The 25,026-nt window shown below is 33.1% G+C and carries 17 protein-coding genes; 8 read left to right on the forward strand and 9 right to left on the reverse strand.

Annotated elements, in window-relative coordinates:
• The first annotated feature begins 18 nt into the window (after positions 1-18).
• Positions 19-222, forward strand: a complete 204-nt coding sequence (locus OS188_RS07515) for a hypothetical protein (protein ID WP_267148212.1) — start codon at positions 19-21, stop codon at positions 220-222.
• Here the strand turns inward: OS188_RS07515 and OS188_RS07520 are convergent.
• Both OS188_RS07520 and OS188_RS07525 read right to left on the reverse strand, forming a co-directional pair.
• A complete protein-coding gene (locus OS188_RS07520; RefSeq protein WP_267148213.1) occupies positions 219-1,925 on the reverse strand; it encodes a potassium channel family protein in 1,707 nt (568 codons plus the stop codon). The two genes, OS188_RS07515 and OS188_RS07520, sit on opposite strands and share 4 nt — an antisense overlap.
• A 711-nt stretch (positions 1,926-2,636) precedes the next feature.
• Complete coding sequence (locus OS188_RS07525; RefSeq protein WP_267148214.1) at positions 2,637-4,118, reverse strand: aminotransferase-like domain-containing protein; 1,482 nt, start codon at positions 4,116-4,118, stop codon at positions 2,637-2,639.
• An 83-nt stretch (positions 4,119-4,201) separates the two neighbouring features.
• On the opposite strand from OS188_RS07525, the gene OS188_RS07530 reads away from it, so the two are divergent.
• From OS188_RS07530 to OS188_RS07555, 6 genes are all read left to right on the forward strand, one after another.
• Positions 4,202-6,085, forward strand: coding sequence for a TonB-dependent receptor plug domain-containing protein (locus tag OS188_RS07530; RefSeq protein WP_267148215.1), 1,884 nt, complete (start codon positions 4,202-4,204; stop codon positions 6,083-6,085).
• A gap of 275 nt (positions 6,086-6,360) precedes the next feature.
• Positions 6,361-7,527, forward strand: coding sequence for a Pycsar system effector family protein (locus OS188_RS07535; protein ID WP_267148216.1), 1,167 nt, complete (start codon positions 6,361-6,363; stop codon positions 7,525-7,527).
• 19 nt (positions 7,528-7,546) lie between these two features.
• The gene (locus OS188_RS07540; protein WP_267148217.1) at positions 7,547-9,883 is read left to right on the forward strand and encodes a hypothetical protein; all 2,337 of its coding nucleotides are present in this window, start codon (positions 7,547-7,549) and stop codon (positions 9,881-9,883) included.
• A gap of 17 nt (positions 9,884-9,900) precedes the next feature.
• Positions 9,901-13,566: a metallophosphoesterase gene (locus OS188_RS07545; protein WP_267148218.1), complete on the forward strand. Its 3,666-nt coding sequence runs from the start codon at positions 9,901-9,903 to the stop codon at positions 13,564-13,566.
• A 215-nt stretch (positions 13,567-13,781) separates the two neighbouring features.
• Complete coding sequence (locus OS188_RS07550) at positions 13,782-14,999, forward strand: serine hydrolase domain-containing protein (RefSeq protein WP_267148219.1); 1,218 nt, start codon at positions 13,782-13,784, stop codon at positions 14,997-14,999.
• A 169-nt stretch (positions 15,000-15,168) separates the two neighbouring features.
• Positions 15,169-15,690 carry a hypothetical protein gene (locus tag OS188_RS07555; protein ID WP_267148220.1) on the forward strand — a complete coding sequence of 174 codons (522 nt, stop codon included), beginning with the start codon at positions 15,169-15,171 and terminating at the stop codon, positions 15,688-15,690.
• Positions 15,691-15,755: 65 nt separating this feature from the next.
• Here the strand turns inward: OS188_RS07555 and OS188_RS07560 are convergent, their stop codons facing one another.
• Positions 15,756-16,487 carry a YoaK family protein gene (locus OS188_RS07560; protein ID WP_267148221.1) on the reverse strand — a complete coding sequence of 244 codons (732 nt, stop codon included), beginning with the start codon at positions 16,485-16,487 and terminating at the stop codon, positions 15,756-15,758.
• A gap of 184 nt (positions 16,488-16,671) precedes the next feature.
• On the opposite strand from OS188_RS07560, the gene OS188_RS07565 reads away from it, so the two are divergent.
• Positions 16,672-18,894 (forward strand): FUSC family protein, encoded by a 2,223-nt coding sequence (locus OS188_RS07565; RefSeq protein ID WP_267148222.1) that lies wholly within the window; start codon positions 16,672-16,674, stop codon positions 18,892-18,894.
• 142 nt (positions 18,895-19,036) lie between these two features.
• Here the strand turns inward: OS188_RS07565 and OS188_RS07570 are convergent, their stop codons facing one another.
• The 6 genes from OS188_RS07570 to tnpA form a co-directional block, all read right to left on the reverse strand.
• Entirely contained in the window at positions 19,037-19,855 is an 819-nt protein-coding gene (locus OS188_RS07570; protein ID WP_267148223.1) for an SDR family oxidoreductase, read from the reverse strand.
• A gap of 67 nt (positions 19,856-19,922) precedes the next feature.
• Complete coding sequence (locus tag OS188_RS07575) at positions 19,923-20,996, reverse strand: AOC03_06830 family ribosome hibernation factor (protein ID WP_267148224.1); 1,074 nt, start codon at positions 20,994-20,996, stop codon at positions 19,923-19,925.
• A 30-nt stretch (positions 20,997-21,026) separates the two neighbouring features.
• Entirely contained in the window at positions 21,027-22,373 is a 1,347-nt protein-coding gene (locus OS188_RS07580) for a dicarboxylate/amino acid:cation symporter (protein WP_267148225.1), read from the reverse strand.
• A gap of 327 nt (positions 22,374-22,700) precedes the next feature.
• Entirely contained in the window at positions 22,701-23,609 is a 909-nt protein-coding gene (locus tag OS188_RS07585) for an IS3 family transposase (RefSeq protein ID WP_267148226.1), read from the reverse strand.
• A 2-nt stretch (positions 23,610-23,611) separates the two neighbouring features.
• Positions 23,612-24,148 (reverse strand): helix-turn-helix domain-containing protein, encoded by a 537-nt coding sequence (locus OS188_RS07590; RefSeq protein WP_267148227.1) that lies wholly within the window; start codon positions 24,146-24,148, stop codon positions 23,612-23,614.
• A 123-nt stretch (positions 24,149-24,271) separates the two neighbouring features.
• Positions 24,272-24,733, reverse strand: coding sequence for an IS200/IS605 family transposase (gene tnpA, locus OS188_RS07595; RefSeq protein WP_267148228.1), 462 nt, complete (start codon positions 24,731-24,733; stop codon positions 24,272-24,274).
• Between the last annotated feature and the right edge of the window lie 293 nt (positions 24,734-25,026).

Consider the following 25,026-nt stretch of genomic DNA (forward strand, 5'->3'; position numbering starts at 1 on the left):
GCTATTCATACCAGGCGTGTGGTAGCTAACGCTAAAGAATTAGCAGGCTTGGAAGCTTGCACGGAGCAGGAAACCTTTGCCTTATTGGTAGCAGCATGGTTACATGATACAGGTTATATTCATACAGACATTGGGCTAAATTGGAAGGAATTATTAAAGATGCAGATTGTGGCCATTGAAAGTGGGATGACTACTTTGTTTAAAGCCGAAAGCTACAGTTAACTATTATTTACGAAAATATCATTGAATTTCTCTCTCATTTCAATATTGCCTAATAGGATAATTTCGACATCTTTAGACATGATGCTATCTGCTGAAAGCATGGTGGTTACTTCAGAGTTTTTCTTTAAAGCAATAACTGAGATTCCTGTTTTGGCACCTATACCAGATTCTCCTAAAGATTTATTTATAAGTGAGGGTGGTACTGGAATACTAAATAAATTAATTCCTTCGCCAAGTATATTTAGTTCTTGTCCTTTAGAGATAGATAAAACTGCTTCCGATCCTAAAGTAGCATAACTTAATACAAAATTGGCTCCAGCTCGATGCATGATATCCATATTTTGAGCTTCAGAGATACGGCTTACAATTCTTACTTTTTTGTTTAATTTACGACAATAAGATGCTAAATGGATGTTCATAGCATCGTCATGTGTAGAAAGTAATACAGCTGGTGCTTCCATGATTCCAGCTTCTTTTAAGAGCTCGTAATCTGATGCTGTTCCAATAAAAACATTGTTACAAAAAGGCTTTACTTTTTTACATAGTTCTTCTTCTTTATCAATTAAATTTACAGAAACACCATTTTTGTATAAAGATTGCGCAGCTGCCGACCCCACTTTACCTCCTCCAATAAGTAAAACCGGATTGGGGTTACTGGGAATAGGGTAAAAAAGCTCATCCATGTTGTCCAGTTGTTTTTTGTTTCCAATAACTACCATAACTGTGTCGTGAGTCAAGGTTTCATTTCCATTTATAGGCTCTAATCTACCCCGATTCCAAAAACCTACAATACTAACCCCGTATTTTTCTCTTAACTTTGTTTCACGTACTGTTTTAGTTATTAAATTAGTATGGAGAACAGGCAATTCCGCAATTAATAAGTCTTCATATTGTCCTATAGGTTTAGATTTGGCACTTTGGGTATTTATCCTATTAGCCAATTGTTCGCCAAGCCATCTTTTAACTGGTAAAACAAAATTAGCACCACTTAGTTCTTGTACATCTATCGTTTCGTCATCTGAAGCTAAAGCAACAATAGTAATATCGGGTGCAAGGCTTTGAATGATAAGAATAATCTTTGTGTTTAGTATGTCGTCTCTATTAATTAAAACCAATTTGGCTTCTTTAACATTCGCATTGAGATACGTATCCTTGTTGTCCAATTTACCCAATATTACAGGAATATCGTCTTCATATTTTTTAAGGGCTTTCTCTGGATCTTTTTCAATAATATAATAAGGTGTTTGGTCTTGTTTTAAACGCTCAGTTAGATCTCTTGATATAGCATCATAAGCACATATTAGAATATGATTTTTTGTTCCCGTTGGAACACTTCTTGGAACTCTATTTTTTTTCCTCGACTCTAAAAGTGGAACATAAAAATGTCTAATAAAAGCAAAAGGTAAAAAAATAAGCAACATAAAAATTCCAGAAAGTAAGACTACTATGCTGAAAAAACGCCCGATATCTGAAGCAAATGTAATATCACCAAAGCCTAAGGTGCTCATAACGGTTAGCGTCCAATATAGACCCGTAATCCAAGAGTGGTTCTGGCCTTCTATCTCCATAATAAAATGGAAAAGAACAGAGAAAACGATGACGACAACTCCTAAAACAATTAAATATTTAAGGAGAATCTTAGAGTTTCTCTTAAAGTCTCTGTCACTTAAATAAAAGGCTAATTGACTGCCAACAAATTTCATGAATTCTTGTTTTTAAAATCGTGTTTACAATTTGGTCATTAAATATCTTTCTTACAAATAATTGTTAGTAAATGTTTTTAAATGATTAATATTTTATTAACAAACAGCTTATAAGTCAAGTCCAAAAATTATAAATATAGTTTTTTTAGGAGTGGACAAAAGTTTGAATCTATTTTAGTGTCAATTTAAGGTATAAATCAGATCTCGTCCTAAATAAATTTCTCAAGACAACTCACATTTAAAAAATATTTAATTTTTCTTTTTAGTATTGCCCAATCCCGATAGCTATCGGGAGAAACATATCCACCTGAATTACATCGTCGGGCAGGAAAATGTAGGCTGACGAACCTCATCTAAAAAATCATGGCTAATTCAAGATTTTGTTTACTTAAACCCGTCTGCCGGTCGGGCAGGTTTTACGATAAATCTTCGATAGGCCGAAATTGGGCATTTCTAAAAACAAACCATCTCAAATTAAAACTCGTAAAACTAACGAATACAATACATTAGAATTGAAAAATATAACTGTTTAGGACGTTCTGGATTTAAATAATGTAATATAATGACATTTGTTTGAGTTCGAGCAACTTTTTTAACCATAATCCAGCTTGTTTGATGGCATTACACGAATAAGTTGCCTTTTAAGGATGTTTTTTTTAACATTTTAATGAAGCAGGTTTTTTGTCTAATTATGACACTCTTTAATTTTATCTATATAGAGTTTTTTACCTCCCAATACGCTTCGGCAAGTAGTGTTATAGCAGTCTCCATTTCGTGTAGGTTAAGATGTGCAAATCCAAGTCTTAGAGCTGTAATAGATTGGTTTTGGTATAGACAAATACTTGGAATAAAGAGTCCTTTTTTACCTGCTGCTTTTTGTAAAAGAGTTAGTGAGAACACCTCTTTAAAAGCTATCCAAAAGGCCAGACCTGAGGTTGGTGTTCTAAAATCGATTTGATTTTTAAAATTTATTTGAAGTAATTGAGCAAACATATCTCTGCGTTCGGCAATTATTTTTTTAGATTTTCTTAGATATCGATGAATATCTCCTTGATGAATAAGTTCTCCCAAAGCTTTATCCATCATAATATCTGGTTTGCCAAAAATATTCAAGTATTTTGCACCTTCTTGCAACAAGTCTTTAGGAGCAATGATAAAATTTCGTTGAAACCCTGGATTTAAAAACCGTCCAAAAGCACCGACATAAATAACCCGATGTCCACCATTTTTTCGAAATAAAGAGTCCTGTTTGTTTTTATTTAATGAAAATTCAAAATCGCTATCATCTTCAATAATAATAAAATTGTACTGTTCTGCTAAAAAGAGTAAATGCAACTTTCGTTCTTCAGAGAGCTTTACGGTTGTTGGATAATGACACCTGGGATTGAGGTATACAAAACGAATGTCGCCAGGATTAAAGTTTTTCTCTATATAATTAGTATCCATGCCGTCTGTATCTACGGGAATAGTTTTCATTTTGGCACCAGCTTGATTATAAATCATATTGGGTAAAAAATAGCTAAGTTCTTCGACTAAAACGACACTTCCTGTATGTATAAGCAAACGCGCTAAGATGGAATGTACTTGCTCGAATCCTGCCATAGGTAGTACAAAACCTTTTAAAAGGTGGAATCCTCGGGTAACATTTAGAAAATATCGTAGTTGATCTCTAAAATATAAATTACCATCAATCGTTTTTGATACAAAACCCGATGGTTTTTTTCTTTTTATTGCCGATGTATAAAAACGTACCAATTCTTCCAATTTCATAATCCGAAAATCAGGTGTCCCATCGGTAAAACAATAGGTTCCTAGATTTTCTTCTAAAGCTGTGTCCAGAATAAATTCTTTTCTATAATAAAAAGAGGCCTTTTCTGGAGGGTGTTTAAAGCCTTGATTTTTTTCGGCAGCATTAGTAGATTGTTCAGGGTTTTTTACAAAAGTTCCAATATTGGGAACTGCTTCTACCCAGCCTTGATCTTGCAATTCTTCTAAGGCAGCTACTATAGTTTTTCTGTGAAGCTGTAATTCTTTAGCTATTAACCTACTGCCAGGAAGCTGGTCTCCTTCCTCTAAAAGATTGCTTTTTACAGCATTAATAAACTGGTAAACAACTTGTAAATAGATGGCATCTTTTTTACGACGATCTATTTTTACAAAAGAGTGAAAAGGAATATCTACTGGACTACTCATTATTTATATATCGGACTATCAAAGCTACAGTTTTTATACAAATATTTGCACATCAATTTAAGTAATTCCTTAAATAAATATTTATGAAAAACAAACTAGTCGTTTTAGGACTATTGGCTGTAATTCCTGTGTTAGCACAACAAAAAGATGTGTCCCCTCATTTAAAAAGTGAGAATACTGCCTTAGAAGAGGTAATTATTCAAGGAAACCGGTTGCATATTCCTTTTAGTGAAGCAACGCGAGATGTTCAAGTAATTACCCAAAAGCAAATACAAGCTTTACCTGTAAAATCTCTTAACGAAGTGTTGACTTTTATTGGTGGAGTAGATATTAGGCAACGTGGTCCATTTGGAACACAAACAGATATTTCTATTGATGGTGGCACTTCAGAGCAAACCTTGGTGCTTATTAACGGTGTAAAAATGATAGATTCGCAAACGGCTCATAATATGATGAATATTCCAGTTCCTTTAAATGCTGTAGATCGTATTGAAATTATCCGAGGAGCTGCTGCAAGAATATATGGAATTAATGCGCTTACTGGTGCTGTTAATATAGTAACCAAAAAAGGAAATACCTCTTCGGTGTCTGCAGATGCTCAAGGTGGAAGCTCTTTTAAGTCTAAAGATGAAGGTGATGGTTCAGGAATATACGGTGGTGGCTCTATGGCATTAACAGGTATTTTCGGAACCGATAAACAGAGTCAGCTTTTTTCGGTGTCTCAAAGTGTTTATAACGGTCAGCGTTATAATTCGGCATCAAAAAACACGCGTATTTTTTATAATGGACATTATAATTTTAACTACAATAATAGTATTCAAGCTATGGCAGGTTATGCAAACAGTAAGTTTGGCGCCAATGGTTTTTACGCTGCTCCTGGCGATATTAATTCGGAAGAACTTGTGGAGTCTTCCATTTTTAGTCTGTCTTCAAAACATAGGTGGGGAAGCTTTACCATTTCTCCTAGAATTAGCAATCGCTACGGCCAGGACGATTATCGCTATTTCAAAGACGATTTGAGTAAAGGCCGCTCTTTACATGACACCAATGCCTTAATGCTAGAATTAAATTCTAATCTTAAAACCAAAATAGGAAGCTTTGGTTTTGGTTGGGAATCGCGATTGGAAAAAATTAATAGCTCTAATATAGGAAATCATAAACGTAATAATCACGGAGCTTATGTCGAATTTAAAACTAATATAAGTGATAAATTATATGGATCGGTAGGAGCTTATGCGAATTATAATTCTGATTTTGGCTGGCAAATATATCCAGGTATCGACTTAGCTTACCTGTTTAATAGTCATTGGAAAGTTTCTATGAATTTGGGATCTGGACAACGCATTCCTTCATTTACAGATTTATACCTAGATCAACGTCCAGGAAATATCGGGAATGCTTTACTTGAACCAGAAAATGCTTGGAATTACGAAACAAATATGCAATATAAAAAAGGAGTTACTCAGATTAAAATAGGTTATTTTTATCGACAGATATCCGATTTTATTGATTGGGTGCGAGACGATTCTTCTGAACCCTATTCTCCAGTTAATTTAGGAAATAATACCATGCAGGGTATTTATGGACGTTTACAACAGCGTTTTAATCTAAAAGATAAGCAATCTATTGGATATCAGGTGAGCTATAATTATTTGCAACCTTCGTTGGATACTTCAAATAATTTGCAGTCTAAATATGTATTAGAATCTTTAAAGCATCAGTTTATTGCAGGTATTCATTATCAAACAAATGACTTTTCTTTTCAAATAAAAAACAGATGGTTAAAGCGTGAACTTGCCAATGCTTATAATATTACCGATATACGCTTAAATTACCAAATAAAATCTGTTTGTTTGTATGCAGAGGTTACTAATTTGTTTGATGCAACATACCAAGAAGCAGGCACTGTACCCATGCCTTCACGTTGGTTTAGTTTAGGACTCATCTATCAATGGAAACAGAAGTAATTGAACGGTTTATTTATAAACTTATAATTTTAAAGGTTTTTCTGTAAAGCAAACTCCTGATATTTATTAAAACCATTTTTATTAATTATAGCAACATTTTTTTAAGTTTTTAGAATCTGTTTCGTCTAAAGAATTTGCAGAAAGTATAAAACAATTTTGAAATGATATTTAAATTCGTTTCTATTTATAGTATTTTAGAGATTGTATTCACTTTTAAAAGATGTAAAGATGAGGTTTCTTGTATGCTTCACTATTAAACTATGTAAATTTGTAATATGAAAGAAGAGCTTTTACTTCAAATAGAAATATATGTAGCAGAACTGTTAAATAAACAACTCCCGTCTACAAATTATTATCATAACGCTATTCATACCAGACGTGTGGTAGCTAACGCTAAAGAATTAGCAGGCTTGGAAGCTTGCACAGAGCAGGAAACCTTTGCCTTGTTGGTAGCAGCATGGTTTCATGATACAGGTTATATTCATACAGACATTGGGCATGAGGTAGAGAGTGCAAAAATTGCAGATGCTTATTTAAAAGAAAAAGAAGTGTCTGAAGACACATTAAATCTGGTTGAGCAATTAATTTTAGCTACTAAAAGTGACTATGAACCGAAGCATAAATTGGAAGGAATTATTAAAGATGCAGATTGTGGCCATACAGCATCTGAAGATTTTGAAGATATTTCCGAGAATTTGATGAGGGAATTGAATTCTAAAAACCAAAGTTATTTATCAGAAATAGAATGGATGAAACAAAATCTGGAGTTTCTTAAAAATCATTCTTTTTATTCTAACTCTGCAAAACAACTTTGGCAACCTAAAAAGGAAATAAACCAATTAGAAACTCAAAAACAAATAGATAAACTTTCGGCTAAAGAGAACAAAAAAGAAAAAAACACAAGATTTGGTAGAGGAGTAGAAACCATGTTTCGTGTGCAATTAAAAAATCACATAGAGTTAAGCGCGATTGCAGATACCAAAGCTAATATCTTACTCTCAGTAAACGCTATAATTATTTCTGTTGCCTTATCTAATTTGGTTCCAAAACTGGATAGTCCGTCTAATTTATTTCTAGTGTATCCTACCTTAATTTTAATGCTTTTTAGCGTTGCATCAATAGTGTTATCAGTTTTATCTACGAGACCTAAAATATCTAATGTCGCAATTACTAAAGACATGATAAGAGAAAACAAAACGAATATTCTCTTTTTTGGAAACTTTCAAAAGATGAATTTGAAAGATTTTGAATGGGGAATCGACTACTTAATAAATAATCAAGAAACTTTATATAATTCGCTAACTAAAGACTTATATTATTTGGGACTAGTGCTTAATAAAAAATATAAACTATTACGAATTACCTATACTGTTTTTATGTTTGGAATAATTATTTCAGCAGCAGCATTTATTTATAGTTATTACATCTATTTTTCTGTATAATTTTAATAAAAACAAACCAATGAAAATAAGAGATAAGGGTCCTTTTAAAGTAATTATTTCTTTTCGCTTATTAAAAGAGAAATTTGAAGACTTATTGGCTTCTAATAACTTAAGTGTTCAGAAGCAAGCGGAGCAAGCTTTAGAGCTTTTTACTCAGCATCCTAAGTTAATAACCGGAACAGACTTAAAAGAAGATATCCAGAATAATACAGCTGTTCTAGATCAACTAATGTCTTTTGTTTTCCCAACAACCTTAACGAACAATGAAATTAAGGCAGCTGTAACTCCTTATACTAATGAGATATTTTATTGTAGTTCTAGACTTCAAAATATTATTAATAAGGCAAATACAGACGAAAATATATTTATTGACCTATATAAAGATTATGAAGATTCTTTCGACTTATTTATATACGCCATTATATTAAATGTTTATTATAACTATCAAGTAGATTTTGAAAGACCTAAAACCTTGTCTATTACTGATAAGAATGGAGAAAGAAAAAGATACCGTGTAGCTTTTAATGCCGATTTTATTGATATCTATCCGAATAAAAATGCCATAGAAATTACAAAAGAAATTTTAGATGAATTATTAACTAATGCAGATAAAGTTGAGGTTTGGGAAAAGTATTTTCCAAAAAACTCCTGGACCATTGAAGGATTTGGAATAGTAAATCTTTTTGATACTTCTTTAGACGAGCGTATAGACGATTTTAAGACCCATTTAATTGAACCTAATACAGAAAGCTTCCAATATCTAATGGAAGATATTAGACGCATATTTAATATTCCAGATTTACAACTTGGTAGCTATAGTGTAGCAGATAATGTAATTACGCCACCTTTTGATAGAAGTTTCGATATGTTAACCATTTTACCAAACGAAAAAGTTGGTGTTGGAAAGTATGCTTGTAATCATATTAATAACGGTTTATTTAAAGATTGTAAACCAGTAATTATTTCAAATGTAGAAACCTATCACAAGAAAACCAATGGCAATAGATTAAGTAAGATTTTGTTAGATAGAGGATTAAAAAGTGCGGCTTTAATTCCTATTCCAATTAATGGAGAGCTTGGTTTTATAGTAGAATTGGCAGCTTTTAAGCCAAACCAGCTAAATGCCATTAATATGGTTAAGTTGGATGCTATTATGCCGTTTATTTTAAGTTATTCTAGACGTACATATTCGGAATATCAAAATGAAATAAGTGCTGTTATACAGCAGGAGTGTACAGCTATTCATCCTTCTGTAGAATGGCGTTTTCAAGAAGAAGCTAGACAATATATACAAGAAAGAAACTATGGGGAAAACCCTGTGTTTCATGAAATTGTATTTAAAGATGTGGTTCCTCTTTTTGGACAAGTAGATGTAGTTGGTTCATCAAATGCCAGAAACGAAGCCATTAAATTAGATTTAACAAAACAGTTAGAAATTAGTAAAAAACTACTTATAGGTAGAACTAAAATAAATTTACCGTTTTACGAGCAATTAATTTTTCAAATAGATAATTACCTAGCAAGCTTGAACGATAACTTTACTACCAATACAGAACATGAAATCAGTCTGTTCTTTGAAAAGCAACTCGTCCCTTTATTTGAACATTTTCTGCATAATTCAAAAAATAAAATAGAGCTGGAAGAATTTTTAAAATCCCTAGATAAAACAACTAACAGCTTATATCTCGCCAGAAAGGCACATGATGAGACAATAAAAATGGGAAATGAAGCATTGGCTATATTTTTAGAAAAACAACAAATAAAAGCGCAGGCTATTTTTCCTCATTATTTTGAGAAATTTAAAACAGATGGTGTGGAACACAATCTATATGTCGGGCAATCTATTACAAAGCAATTCCACTATCATCCAACAGTTTTATACAATTTGCGTTTGTGGCAGCTTCAGGTAACTTGCGAAATGGAAGCCATGTATTATGAAAAACAAAAAGGGTTTCCGTTGCAATTAGAAGTGGCATCTTTAATCTTAGCTTATAATGAGCCTATTAGCATTCGCTATAGAATGGACGAAAAACAGTTTGATGTTGACGGAGCTTATAATGTACGTTTTGAAATGATAAAAAAGCGTATAGATAAAGCACATATAAAAAACACCAACGAACGTTTAACACAAGCCCATAAGCTGTGTGTGGTTTATTCTAGTAAAGAAATTGAGCGTGAGTATTTATCTTATTTTGAGTTTTTACAAGCAAAAAACTATGTCGGACAAAACATAGAGTTACTGGAATTAGAAGAGCTGCAAGGAGCAAGTGGTTTAAAAGCTATTCGTGTAGATTTAAATAAAGAACTACAAAAAGTATCCGATATATTCACCCTTGAAGACATACAAGCAGTTTAATAACATAAAGTTATAAAATGAAAAAATACATATTAGTTAGTTCTATAATTATATTACTAGTTCTAAGTGGCTGTGCTACTTATAATCCACATAATACAGATAATAGTAAACCAGAACTACAGCAAATTAATAAGGAAACAACTAATGTTTTTTTAATTGGCGATGGAGGCATGCCCAATGAAGATGGTAGTCCGCCTATAACTTTGGGAAAATTACAAAGCCAATTTAAAAAGGCAGATAAAAACGATTTACTTTTATTTTTAGGAGATAATATCTATCCTAAAGGAATTCCTTTAAAAGGCGAACAGGCTATTAAAGACGCAGAAACTGCTTTAAACTTACAATTAGATGTGGCTAAAACTTTTCCTGGTCAGGTGTATTTTATTCCTGGTAATCACGATTGGTATAGCGGTTTAAAAGGCCTAAAACTGCAAGAGAAAATGGTGGAAGCAGCTTTAGGAAAAAACACCTTTCAACCAGAAAATGGCTGTGCTTTTAAAAGAGTCAAATTAAATGACGATACGGTATTGTTAATAGTAGACTCGCATTGGTATATTACTAATTGGAATAATCACCCAACTATTAATGAAAAATGCGAATTAAAAACTCGGGAAGATTTTCTGGATGAATTTAGGAGTGAAATAAAAAAAGCCAGGGGGAAAATAACTTTAGTTGCCATTCACCACCCCATGTATAGTGAAGGTCCACATAATGGACGCTATGATGTTAAAGAACACATGAGTCCGATACCCGTTCTTGGAACCATTAAAAACGTTATTAGGTCGACCAGTGGAATAGTTAATGCCGATTTATCAAATCAGTTTTATAACGATTTAAGAAAAAACTTAATAACTGCAGCTCAGCAAAACGAAAACGTTATTTTTCTTTCCGGTCATGAGCACAGTTTACAGTATCTAGAATTTGATAATATTGTACAGATTATAAGCGGTGCTGGATCTAAAACAACAGCTATTAGAATGCGTGACCCTGATAATTACGGACATTCAGTTCCAGGTTATGCGGTTCTAAATATTTCTAAAGATAAAGCTGTAAATGTTCAGTTTGTAAATTCAAATACTGAAGAAGTAGAATTTTTTAAGCAAATAAAAGAACCTGAAAGTATTTCAGAAGTACAATACCCTAAATTAACTTCAGACTCGATAAACGCATCTATTTACACTAAAGAAGAAACAAATAAATCTAGTTTTCATAAGTTTCTTTGGGGAAAAAGATATCGGGAAGATTATAGTACCCTTGTTTCTGCTCCGGTTGTTTATTTAGACACCTTAATGGGGGGATTAAAACCTTTTAGAAAAGGAGGAGGGACACAGTCTAAGAGTTTACATTTAAAAACTTCTGATGGCACACGCTATGTGATGCGTGCCATGAAAAAGCAAGCAAATCAATTCTTACAGGCTGCTATATTTAAAGACCAATATGTAGAAGGACAATTTCAAGACACGGCTTCCGAAGCCTTAATTGAAGATGTTTTTACGGGTGCTCATCCTTATGCACCTTATGCACTTGCTACATTATCAGATGCTATTAATTTAGCGCACCTAAACCCAAGACTATATTATATTCCCAAGCAGGATCCTTTAGGGAGTTTTAATAAAGATTTTGGAGATGAACTGTATCTTTTTGAAGAACATGCTTCCGATGGACATTTAGGATTGGGAACTGGAAGTTTTACAGGAGAGATTGTTAGTACAGTTGATATGTTGGATGAGGTATTGAGTGATGAATCTAAAGTTATTGATGAAACAGAGTTTATAAAAGCCCGTTTATTCGATATGCTAATTGGAGATGCCGATAGACATCAAGACCAATGGCGTTGGATGGTTTTTGAAAAAGACAATAAAACAGTTTATAAGCCTTTGCCAAGAGATAGAGATCTAGCCTTCTCCAAAATGTCTGAGGGCTTTTTGTTTGGAACAGCAGTTACTCTGGTTCCAGCCGCTAGAAAGTTTAGAAAATACGAACCAAATTTAAAAGATGTTAAAGGCTTTAATATTTCTGGATTTCCGTTAGATGTTGCATTTATTTCTGAATCAAATAAATCTATTTGGGATGAGCAAGTACAATTAATCCAATCTCAGATAACAGATGAGGTGATAGATCAGGCTTTTAAAAATATGCCGAAAGAAATAGATGCTAAAACACTTGTAAAAATTAAAACCATATTAAAAGATAGACGTAAGAATTTACAAGAAATATCTGATAGATATGTTAAGGTAATTAGTAAAAATGCCGTCATAACCGCTACAAATAAAGATGATTATATTCTTGTTAAAGCCCTAGAAAAAGGAGCTGTAGAAGTGTCTGTATATCGTAAAAAAAAGGATACAATAAAAGATCGGTTTCATTATAAAGTTTATGAACCTAACACAACTAAAGAGATCTGGATTTACGGTTTAGATGATACCGATAGCTTTGAAGTTCAAGGGAAAATTTCTAAAATCAAAATCCGTTTAATTGGCGGACAAAATAATGACGACTATAAAGTAGAACATGGTAAAAACATTGTTATTTACGATTATAAGTCTAAGAAAAATAATATAAGCCAAGCAAAGAAAGCAAGAATTAGATTAACAGACGACTATAATACCAATGTGTACGACTACAGAAAAGTAAGAAATAATACCAATCAGTTTCTTCCTCTTTTAGGTGCTAATCCTGATGATGGTTTCAAATTAGGCTTTTCTAACACTTATACGGTTTACGGATTTGAACGAAACCCGTTTACATCGCAACACAAATTAAAAGGAGCTTATTACTTTGCAACCAATGGTTTTGAACTAAACTATCAGGGAGAGTTTGCAAACGTTGTTGGGGATTTTAACTTTGGTTTAGAGTCTCATTTCCAAAGTCCTAATTATAGTGTTAATTTCTTCGGGTATGGTAATGAAACCAAAAACTTCGACGATAACTATGGAATGGATTATAACAGAGTTAAAACTAAAATGTTTACTATAAGTCCTCAGTTAATTTGGAATTCAAAACGGGGAAGCATCATTCATTTTGGAGTAAATTATGAAATCTATGAAATTGATAATACAGATAATCGTTATGTAACGGATGATATTATTCTACCAAAGCACTTATTTGATGAAAAACATTTTATAGGGATTAACGCTAAATTTGATTACTCCAATTACGATAATTCAGCTTATCCAACCAATGGTTTGATTTTTTCGCTTGAAGCAGGATATAAAGATAATTTAAAAGTAAGCAACCGTAGTTTTGGCTATCTTATTTCGGAATTAGGAATTGCAAGAAAATTAATTCCTTCAGGGCGATTAGTTTTAGCCTCTAAGGTCAAAACTCATATAAACTTTGGTGATGGTTTTGAATTTTATCAAGCTGCTTCAATTGGGGGAGAAGACGGACTTCGTGGATTTAGAAACCAAAGATTCACAGCTAAAAACTCCCTGTATCAAAACACAGATTTACGCTATAGTTTTAGTAGTTTAAAAACGCCTCTTATCCCTATTAAAATAGGAATGTATGGAAGTTTTGATTACGGACGTGTTTGGCTGGAAGATGATAGCTCTAAAAAATGGCATAACTCTTATGGTGGAGGTGTCTTTATTAATGCCATAGATCTTATATCTGCTAATTTAGGTGCTTTTCATTCTGTAGATGGTATGCGTATAGCTTTTGGGCTTGGCTTTGGGTTTTAAAGTCAAGTGCAAAGCGGCTAAATGTTTATAAATTAGTACATATATATTCACCATTAAACAAAGCTTAATATTATTTCTTTTCGCACTAATTTGTTTTACTTTCGCCTTATAAATAGACAGTAATAAGCCAGTCTGTTACTAATATTTTAAGTACAAGTTCCTTAAGAGATTAAGTAATTATACTTGCTTGTTTAAACAATAAAACTTCAGTAAAAATGATCAATTACAAATACATACTATTCACCGTAATTTTGGCTTTTTCAACACTTTTTGGTACTGCCCAAAATTGCGAAATACTTGAAACAAAAGATCAAAGTATTGAAATAGCTAATATTCCAGGAACAACTATGGGACAAAAACTTGAAAGCCTGCTCTTTTGGTCCCAGGAAGAAAAAGAAAGACGTTTTCCAATCATGCAGGAACTTTTTCCAAGTATTCCTGTTGCAGCAGCTGCACAAAGTTCTGCATTCGAAAAAACTGAAAATATAATTCCACAATGGGAAAATAATACCACATTAACTTCTTATATGAACAACAATAACGTTCAAGGAGTGATTGTGATACAGGATGATACTATCAAATTAGAAAAGTATGCTCCAGAAATTAATAAGGAAACTTTATGGACTTCTTTCTCTGTGGCAAAATCGGTTTCTTCCATGTTAGTGGGAGTGGCGTTGAAAGAAGGTGCTATTAAAAGTTTAGACGATCCCTTAAAAAAATATATTACCGATTTAAATGGATATGATTACGGAGAAGTAAGTGTTCGTCAGTTATTAACTATGACTTCCGGTATTGAATGGAACGAAGATTATGTAGACCATAATTCAGATGTGGCCCAAATGTATTTACAGCCTTGTAACGGAACAGAGTCGCATATTTTAACCTATATGAAGCCATTAGAATTTGCACACCAACCTGGTTCTACATGGAATTACAGTACCGGAGAAACCGATTTAGTAGGTATTTTGGTTCAGAAAGCTACAGGTAAAAGTTTAGCTGAATATCTTTCGGAAAAAATATGGAAACCATTAGGCATGGAGCATTGTGCTTATTGGCTTGCCGACGAATGCAGTAATCTAAATATTGGTGGAAGTGGATTATCTGCCAGTTTAAGAGACTTTGCACGCTTGGGGAGTTTAATGTTACAACAAGGTAAGTTAGGCGATAATCAAATTATTTCAGAAGAATGGTTAAAAGATGCCACATCTGTTTTATATAAAACAAATGAAGAAGGCGATGGATATGGTTATTTATGGTGGCGCTCAAATAATGGGAGCTATGCAGCTGTTGGTATTTTTGGACAGATGATTTATGTTGATCCTAGTAAAAACCTTGTAATTGCTCAAATGGCGGCCTGGCCAAAAGCAAGTTCAGAAGAACTAACTGCAGCTCGTACAGAGTTTATAAACGCTGTCCAGAGAGCCGTGGAGTAATCTGGCTGCGTTTCAGGTTAAATAAAGACAATTAGTAAACAAGTATTATCTGTGAAAACCCAAGCTAAGATTGGAAAAGTAAAAGTTATAGCTAATTTTTAATTGATTGTGATGACATTCTTATAAAGTTTCGATGGCATATTGAAACCTTATAAAATCCAATACAATTATGACAACAAAATTTAATCTTTCAATCGTTTTTACCTGTCTTTTAGTTTTAATGTCTTGCTCATCTGATGACGATGATGGAGCACCAATGGAAGTGACTCCCGAAGGAACTTGGAAACTGGTTTCGTTACATATAGAAACAGCCTTCGATTTTAATGGTGATGGGATATCAGATACAAACCTGTATGATGAAACACCTTGCTACGATAATGATTTTGTACAATTAAACGCCGATGGCTCTGCGCGTGTTGTAACCGCATTAACGGATATTTCTCCAGAGGTTACTGCACCTGATGATTACACTTATGTTTACACATGTTTAGACGGCTTTGACGTAGAAACTAATTGGACTCAAAACGATAAGACCATCAGTGTATCTTATGGTAGTTTTGATTTTGTAGGCAACATTGTAGGAAACCAATTAAAAGTGAAACTTCCGGATTTCTTTGAAATTGAATTCTACAATGGTGTAGAATACTATACTGTAAAAGAAGATGCCCACCTGGTATATGTAAAAGAGTAATTCTATAACCAAGGCTATATGTTTTTTATTTCTAAAATAGATATAGCCTTAAAGCTGTTTTACATTTATGTTTTTCTATGCTTCCTTTTAGATGCAAGCAACCAGAATCTAAGATCATCGTAAAATAAACTCATCAATAAAACAGCAGCACCAATAAGTAAGGTGTTTAGTCCTAAGTCTAATCTGGAAAAGAAAAAGCCACCAGCAAGTCCGCCTAAAAAGAAAAAACAAATAATATAAATCCGTAATTTAATTGTAGCTTTAATACTCGCTCTTTGTAGCGTTGTTTTTGGGAATAATAATTGGGACAGTTCGATCCCTAAATCAGTAAATAGTCCGGTTAAGTGTGTGGTTCTAACCACAGCATTTGAGATTTTTGTTACATAGGAGTTTTGAAGTCCCATAGAAAAAAGTAACAAACAGATGATGGTATTTGGATGAAGAAGACCCGTAAAATGGCTTAAAGTTGCAATACTTATTAAAATAAGAGACTCAATAATTGTGGGGAGAGCAAATACATTCATTTTTTTGGTCTCGTTAAACTTCTCTAGTAAAAAAGCAGATGTAAACGAGCCTAATAAAAACGAAAAGATATACAAAAAGTAAATAGTGCCTTTCCAGAATTCAAAATTAGATACATCGTTTACAAAAAGAGCAAAATGGCCCGTAACATTTGTTGTTAATTGCTTAAAAGATAAAAAGCCAGTTACATTAACTAAACCAGCAACAAATGATAATACCGTTGCAAGATGGATATTGTGTTTTAAGGTCCGACTTTTACCTTGATGTCTAAACATATTTCAACGACTTACTTTTTTCAACAAAAATACGTAAACTACAATGTTTTTTTGGATTATTTAAAGTTCAATTTACCAATTAATAGAAGCTCTGTTTTCAACTTTAAAATTTGCTGTGTCATATTTGTAAAAATACCACTCATTTCGTTGCTAAATTGTACCTTTACGCACTTAATACATTAGTTTGGGCCAAGTCAATCAGATTATTTCTAAAAATTATAAGGAGCTTTTACAGTTTTTTAAAAGCAACGACTTCTCGAAGGCTGTTATCATTGGGTTTGCAATTACAACACCTATAGTTTTAGGTTTGCTGTTTGATCATTTAGATATTGGGTTAGCTATTTGTTTTGGTGCTTTTTGGTGTTCTCCCAGTGATGTTAGTGGAAACCCCAGACATAAAATAAATGGCATTCTGTTTTCTGCACTTTTAATTGCAATTGTCAGTTTTATTGGTGGGTATTTACAATACAGAATTTGGTTAACAATTCCTGTTTTAGGCATCTTAACCTTTGCTATAGCTTTTATTTCTGTTTACGGATTTAGAGCTTCTTTAATTAGCTTTTCTGGACTATTAGCTTTGGTTTTAAGTTTTGCTCATACAAGTGATACCCTAGAAATTTACGAGTATGCCATTTTAATTGGAGTAGGAGGGCTTTGGTATTTGTGTGTTACCATGTTGTGGCATTATATTAATCCGAAGGCTCAAACTGAAGAAAAATTAGCTACAACCTTTACGCTTACCGCAGAGTTTTTAGAAACTAGAGGACAATTAATTGATCCAAAAAATAATCGGGAGAGTTTACAAACCAAGTTACAGGACTTACAAAGTGACTTGGTAGAAAACCACGCTACTTTAAGAGAAATTTTAATTCATACGAGAAAAAACTCCGGGAGATCAACCTATAAAGGAAAGCGTTTATTAATTTTTGCTCGACTTGTGGAAATGCTTGAAACAGCGGTAGCGAATCCTGTAAACTATAAAAAGATGGATGCTTTATTAGAAAAACATCCTGATTATATTTTAAGCTTTCAGAAGCTTATTTTTGAAATGGCTAATCAATTGAGAGCTATTGCTGAGGTTGGAGCTAGCCGTAAAAAACTACCTAATAATAAATACTTAACTGAATGTTTTGAACAGGTGAAAGACCAAATCAATGTTCTTAAAACTGAAACAGAAACAAGTGATTATGAAGTGTTTTTAATGCTTCAAAATTTACTGGAATATCAGGAAAAACAGTTTCTAAAATTAAAACGTATCAAATGGCTTTTAGGAAACCCAGATTTGGATTCTATAGAATTTATAGATAGTTCTGAGTCTAAACGCTTTCTGGTTTCTCAGGATTACGATCCAAAATTACTATTACGAAACCTGAGTTTTAAATCTAATATTTTTAGGCATTGCTTAAGATTATCTGTAACCGTAATGATTGGTTATACAATTGGAACTGTATTTTCATTTCAAAATCCCTATTGGATTCTTTTAACTATTATTGTGATAATGCGTCCTAGTTACGGACTAACAAAAACCCGTTCTAAAGACCGGATTATTGGAACATTAATTGGAGGAGCCATTGCAATGGGGATGGTGTTTTTAATTCAGAATCCGTATGTATATGGTGCTTTAGGAATACTTTCGTTGGTTATTGCCTTTTCTATGGTACAGCGAAATTATAAAGCTTCAGCTACTTTTATTACTTTGAGCGTCGTGTTTATTTATGCCATTCTCCAACCTGATGTTTTGGCGGTAATTCAATTCCGGATTATAGATACCGTATTAGGTGCAGGTTTATCTTATATGGCAATGCTTTGGTTGTGGCCGGCATGGAGCTTCTCTGAAATTAGTGAAAATATAGAAACTAGTGTCGCTGCTAATAAGGATTTTTTAAATGAAATTAGTAGTTTTTATCAACTAAAAGGTCAGGTGCCAACCAGTTATAAAGTGTCTCGTAAAATAGCTTTTTTAGAAACTTCTAATTTAAATTCAGCCTTTCAGCGTATGGCTCAAGAGCCAAAATCTAAACAGAAAAACCTAGATAAAATTTACGAATTAGTAGAGATAAACCATACTTTTTTATCCTCCTTATCTTCTTTAAGTTCTTATATTCAATATCATCCAACTACAGAAGCTTCAGAAATGTTTATAAAAGCAACTAATAAGATAGACCAGAACTTAGTCATGGTATTAAAAACGTTGAAAGAAGGTCCTGATAAGACTCTAATTACAATTCCAGATGAAGATGCTTTTTTTAATGAGCAGTTAACAAATAATATGCGCTATATAGCTTCAGAAACAGCATCTTCAGAAAGGAATTTTCAGGAAGCACATTTGGTATGGGAGCAGTTACGTTGGCTATATGCCATGAGTAGAAGTATGTTGAAGATAACAAACACTATTCACTTTAATTAATTCTTTGTTGTTTGGCATTAAGGTTTTAAGTAAATTAACTTAGCACACAGCTAAAGCTACTTAAAACCAGAAATAAACTATAGTGATTGGAAATTATAGAGTTGCGAGTAAAATAACTACTCGCAACTCTTAATTTTCTAGGTTACTTATGATCCATTTTTTTAATATTTTGAAGTACACCTCCATCTACCAATATGTCTGTTCCCGTAATAAACCTGGCAGCATGACTAGTTAAAAACCCAATAACATCTGCTATATCTTCTGGATTTCCATTTCTTTTTAAAGGGGTGGCCTGTTTAATCATTTCCATACGTTCCGGATGTTCTTCGGCTGCCTTTAATGCCATTGGGGTTTCAATTACTCCCGGAGAAACAGTAACCAGACGAGCTCCTTTTGCTCCCCAAGCATCTACATATTTATGAGAAAGTAAAATAACCCCACGTTTTGCAAAATTATACATGATGTCTGAACTTCCATTTACAAAAGGTTCTACTGTTTTAAACGAATCTGGGTCTTGTGGATTTGCAAGAGCTTTATCGTAAGCCTCGTTGGAAGGAACCACATGAGCCATCATTGAAGATAGGAGGATAGCAGAAGACCCTTGGGTTGCCAGCTTATAAAATGCATTAATTAAAATGTCTGTTCCTATTAAGTCGATAGTGAATACTTTTTTTAAATCTTGGACTGTTCCACTAACACCTGCCGTATGAACCAGAGCTTTTAATTCTCCCGTTTTTGATGTGAATTCTACTAACTTTTCAACATCTTTTGCATTTGTAATATCGCAGGCAATACCACTAGCTTCATAACCTTCTTTGGTGAGATCTGCTACTGTTTTGTCTACACTTTCTTGCGAATAGTCGGTAATTACTATCGGATTGTTTTTAAAAACTCTGGCACAAGTCTGACCAATTCCGCCAGCCCCGCCAGTAATAACAATAACTTTTTTATCTGTATTCATTTTTATGATATTTTAATTTTAGTAATAATTTCAGTCTCAAAACTTCAAGACTGCTTGAGTGAATATTTTAATAACGGGTTATAGCTCCAAAGCCATTGAATTTTGTTAATTCTCCTTTTGGAAGGAAGACCACATCTCCACCATAACTCATATTGTATTCAATAAGTTCGTCGTAGATATCATCAATCACATCTGTGTCGCTTCTTTGATCTTCAGATACGTAGATAATTTCATCATTTTCCATAATAGCTGGTTGAAATAAGCCTTGTTCAATAAAAAGCGTTTGAATTTTCCCTTCAGTAATGGCTTTCCAAATTTCATTAGTATCACTTAAGAATTTATTCTCAGTTACTGCCTTTTCTAATTCCGCTTTTCTTTTATTATTTTGTTTTCCAAGATACTCTTCAATCACTCGCCATGCTTCTGATACAATATCATGGTTTTTATGTGAAATTTGATTTTTATTAAGATATACTTCAAAAATGGTCTGTTTTTGGTCTGCAATTTTTAAGTATTCCGAATAATTTTCCTCTAAACTACAAATAAAAACAGGAAGTGGATTGCTATGTCTAATGTGATTAAGTTCTTTATCTACTTGATTAAAAAACTCTGCGATTAAATTGGTTTGACGAGCAGCTAAAGATGATTCTGGTTGACTTCTAGACATTTCTTGTTTGTTGTCCATAGGGAAAGGGTTGCCAAATTCTTTAACAACCTTATTATTTGAAGCTTCAATAAGACGGACTTTCTCCTGACTTAAAACTAGCACATAGTAATTGGCTTCAATATGCATAGCTCTAATTAAATCTCGGGTAGCAAAAGTATCATCAATTACCACACGGTTTACTACGGATATTGGTAGTCTGGTGTATTCAGCTGTATTTTTATTTACAAAAAGAATTAAGCTTTCTAAGTTTTGACTGTGGTCTATTTGTTCAGCAAGATCCTTTAACCTTTTTACTAGGTTTTGAGCCGTCTTTTTGTCGGTGTCAGCCATCAGCCTATTTTCTGCATCTTTAATCAAATTTTTTAACTGTAAAGCGTCTTTTAAATAATCCGGTTTTGTTCGATGGGTATTAAGAATAATACTAATACAATTTTCCGAACGTATGTTTTTTAATTGTTTTAAAGTTGTGTTCATTTTAATTTCGATTTAAAGATTAATATATTTTTATTTGGTATTAACAGCTGGTTGTAATTCTGTGGTTATCACTTTGGTTTCTGTTGAAGTTCCGTAGAACCTATCAAATACTAAGCAAGCTGTTAAATCTCCTGTAACATTAACTATGGTTCTAAACATTCCAAGAATCCGGTCTATTCCAATTATAACAATCAAGCCATCTATAGGGATGCCCGCACTTTGTAACACGGAAGCCAGAATAATAACGCCACCTCCAGGAATAGCAGGAGTTCCAATGGAAGCTGCCACTACTGTTGCGGTTATTAAAACTAAATTTATAATTGATAATTCTACGCCATAAGCTTGTGCCATAAATAGAGTGGTAACACATTGAAATAGTGCGGTGCCATCCATGTTAATGGTAGCTCCAATAGGAATTACGAAATCGCTAATATGAGAGGAAACCTTAAGATTCTCGTTGGCCGTTTTCATAGATACCGGCATTACAGCAGCAGAGCTGGCAGTAGAGAATGCCAATAATTGAGGTTCTCTAATTGCTTGTAAAAACTTGAATGGATTCTGCTTTCCAACAAATAATACTAACAATAGGTAAAAAGACATGAGGATTAGTAAACCAATGAGTACAACCCCCATATAATAACCCAGACCTAAGAAAATACTAATTCCAATTCTAGATAATAATGCCGCTATTAGTCCAAATACAGCGTGAGGCACGAGTTTCATAGCCCATGAAACAACAATCATACATATTTTTTGAATAGCTTCTGTAAATCTAATTATAGGATTTGCAGTTTCGTCGCTAAGCTGTGTGATAGCAATACCAATGATTATAGTGAAAATAACCACTCCCAACATTTCTCCCATTAAAATTGATTCTAACGGATTATTAGGTATTAAATTAGAAATGGCTGTTGGTACATTATCGATTAATGTTGTTTGTTCTGTTGGCAATATTTCTTCCTCTCCACTACTAGGAAACCCTCCAAGAGAAAGCACATATTTTCCAGGCTTCATAATAAGTGTTACGCTAAGACCAATAATTATAGCAACAGTGGTTGTAAAAATAAAATATAGAAATAATCTTAAACCAAATGTCTTTAGATTATCTGAGGTATTACTGACAATCCCTGAAATTATAGAGGCGAAAATTAACGGAATCATAACCATCTGAATCAACCTCATAAATATTTGACCCGGTAATTCCAACCAATGAGCAATCCATGAACCAAAGCGCTCTGAAACTAATCCTGTGGAAGGGTTTAATAAAATTCCTACAACAGCTCCAAGAAGCAAGCCTATAATTACTTTTAACCATAATCGTCCTTTAATAAGACTTTCCAAATGGATAGATAGGGCAGTTAGAGGTCTAAATTCCATACTAATCTCTTAGAGTTTACTGAAGCTAATTTTATTTTAATGAAAATAATTTACTGCCTCATTATTAAAATGATAGATTTAATAACTTTCTGTAAAATTAAAGATATTGTTTGGTAAAGCCTATGATATTGCTCAGTTGAACTTATTGCTGGAAATAGTTTAGAGAAATTGAAATATAATGAATATGAAGTTATTGGGAAGCCATGGGAAAGGTACGGGAAAGGTACGGGAAAGGTTCTTTAAGTTTGTCTTGTTGACTCGTCCTAAAATAACTATACAGTTTATAAAATTAATCCTGATATAATTATACAACATTATTTCTTAATCCTAAAATGACTGTACAGTCATTTTAGGATTATTATATGTTTGGTAGTTTTTCCATCTTTTTTTAAGTTTTGTTGTTTTTAAATGTGCTTGATTTGGAGTGAGATAATCACAGCTAGCATGTGATCTTAAACTGTTATAACTTTTAATGCTTTGTGTTATGTGCTTATATGTTTTTTCAAAGCCTAAAGTGCTTGTATGTAGGTTGAATTCTGATTTAATAATGCCATTAATCCGTTCAGCAATGGCGTTTTCATAAGGATCTCCGTTTTCTGTCATGCTAATGGCTGCGTTGTTTTTAATTAATATGCTTACATATTGGTGTGAACAATATTGTGAGCCTCTATCGGAATGATGTATCATTGGTTCTTTATATATTTTATTGTTTAATGCCATTTGTAATGCGTCAATACAGCCTTGAGCTGTTAAATCCATTCTAAAACTATAGCCCATTATTTTTCTGGAGTAAGCATCTGTTATTAAACTTAAATAACCCCATTGATTAACCATTCTGATGTAAGTTATATCACTAACCCAAACCTGTTCTGGTCGGGTTATGGACATATCCTTGATTAAGTTACTGTACTTTTTCATCCAATGTCTTGAATTGGTTGTTATCGCTTTACGTTTTCGTTTCCTAATGAGTAAATTATGTTCTAACAGTAGGCCAAATAGGTAATCTCTACCAATGGTTATGTTATGAGATTTAAGTCTGTTTTGTAATACATAATGGAGTTTACGAGTACCTAATTTTGGTAATTGCTGCCTAATAGAAAGCACCTCTTGAAGTACAATATCTTCTTTAATTAAACTACGTTCTTTGCGCCATAAAGCATCGTAATACGCATGCCTTGTTTTGCCAAACAATCGACACAGCAAGCCTATCCCTAGTTTTGGGAAGTCTTGTTTCATCTTTAAGACTGTTTGGCACCAGACTTTTTTCTAATGTCTATTTTAAGCTGGTCTTCGGCTACATCAATCAGTGTATTTAAGGCTTTAATTTTTAATTCTGCCTCTTGTAGTGCTTTTTCTAAAGCTTCTGTATTTGATGGTTTTTGCTTTGCCATTTGAGGTTGGGTTTCGATACAAATATCCACTTTTTCTTCTTTAAATTTTGATAACCAACTTCTTATTGTTTTTTCTGTTTTGATATTGTATGCTACTTGAGCTTCTTTAACACTCATTCTGCCTTGCTCTATGGCTGAAACAATGGTGCGTTTTTGAAGTTTGGAATAGCTTTTTCTTTTTAGGTTTTGATGATAATGTTCTGAACCGTACTTTTTCATCCATGTAGACAATGCACTTGCACCTAAACCATATTTTCTGTTTGCTTCTTTTCTTGGAAGACCTTCTTCTACTTCTTTGACGATTTTTAAAATCAGTCGTTTGTCATAACGTTCTTGTTTGCTTGAACGTTCTACATAATTTTCTTCTTGTTTTATTATTTCCATACACTTGTTTTAGTGTATAGCTATTTTAGGACAAGACATGTAGTTTTTTGTCTTATAATATAAATAGATTTATAAGATTGAATATTTTGATGCCCCATCAGAGACATGATATATGGTGTTTGTTTAATCAATTTGTTTTAGAATATAACGCTCATCAAAATCAACTTTAAAATCGTTTAATAATTTCAAATATTCTTCTGAAAATGAAGCTGATTTATGATGTTCTTCTTGGTTTTTAATATAATTTATAATTCTTGGTAGTTCATTTTTAGAGTAGGAGAACGCCCCATAACCAGATTGCCAAGAGAATTTTCCATTAATAAAACCTTTTTGATTAATCCATTTTGAGGAGTCTTGTTTTATTTGTTGCATGAGCTCGGATAAAGATTGTGTAGGTCGCATTCCGAATAAAATATGGATATGGTTAGGCATTCCATTTATTATTAGCATTTTATGGTTGTTGTTTTGAAGAATGCCTGTTATGTATTTGTATAATTCTTCTTTCCATTTATTGTGAATTAAGCTTTCTCTGTTTTTTACGGCAAAAACAGCTTGAATGTGGATTTGTGTGTATGTGTTGGCCATGGTAATTTTTTTAATAATATGTTGTACCTGACGGCACGGTTTGTATTCTGTGCTTTATTGTTACCGATATACCGTACCTGATGGTACGGTGGGATGTTTTTACGTTGTTATCTACCAATATACCGTACCTAACGGCACGGTTTGTATGCTATGCTTTATTGTTACCAATATACCGTACCTAACGGCACGGTGGGATGTTTTACGTTGTTATCTACCAATATGTCGTGCCTAAAGGCACAATATGTGTGCTCTATGTTTTATTGTTACCGTTATGTTGTACCTAACGGCACGGT

Origin of the sequence: Xanthomarina sp. F1114, from assembly GCF_026410255.1 — a bacterium.
In the GTDB taxonomy this organism is placed as follows: domain Bacteria; phylum Bacteroidota; class Bacteroidia; order Flavobacteriales; family Flavobacteriaceae; genus Xanthomarina.